Origin of the sequence: Streptomyces sp. STR69, from assembly GCF_024519455.1 — a bacterium.
Lineage (GTDB): Bacteria > Actinomycetota > Actinomycetes > Streptomycetales > Streptomycetaceae > Streptomyces.
Genome location: NZ_JALJRY010000119.1, coordinates 1 through 282 on the forward strand (window position 1 = coordinate 1; position 282 = coordinate 282).

Annotated in this window: 1 protein-coding gene; it reads right to left on the reverse strand. The window is 65.6% G+C overall.

Annotation, left to right across the window (positions count from 1 at the left end):
* On the reverse strand, positions 1-282 hold a 282-nt coding region (locus OC490_RS49225), incomplete at both ends, for an alpha-amylase family glycosyl hydrolase (RefSeq protein ID WP_262064580.1).

The window sequence follows — 282 nt, forward strand, 5'->3', positions numbered from 1 at the left end:
CGCCGAAGTAGTCGACGACGTCCTCGGGCCACTGGTTCGCCTCCGCCAGCAGCACGGTGTCCGGATACATCGCGTCGATCTCGCGGCGGACGCGCTTGAGGAAGTCGTGACTGGCTGGCAGGTTCTCGCAGTTGGTGCCTTCGGCCGCGTAGAGATAGGGCACGGCATCGAGCCGGAAGCCGTCGATGCCGAGGTCCAGCCAGAAGCGGAGGGCGGCCAGGATCTCTTCCTGTACGGCCGGGTTCTCGTAGTTGAGGTCCGGCTGGTGGGAGAAGAAGCGGT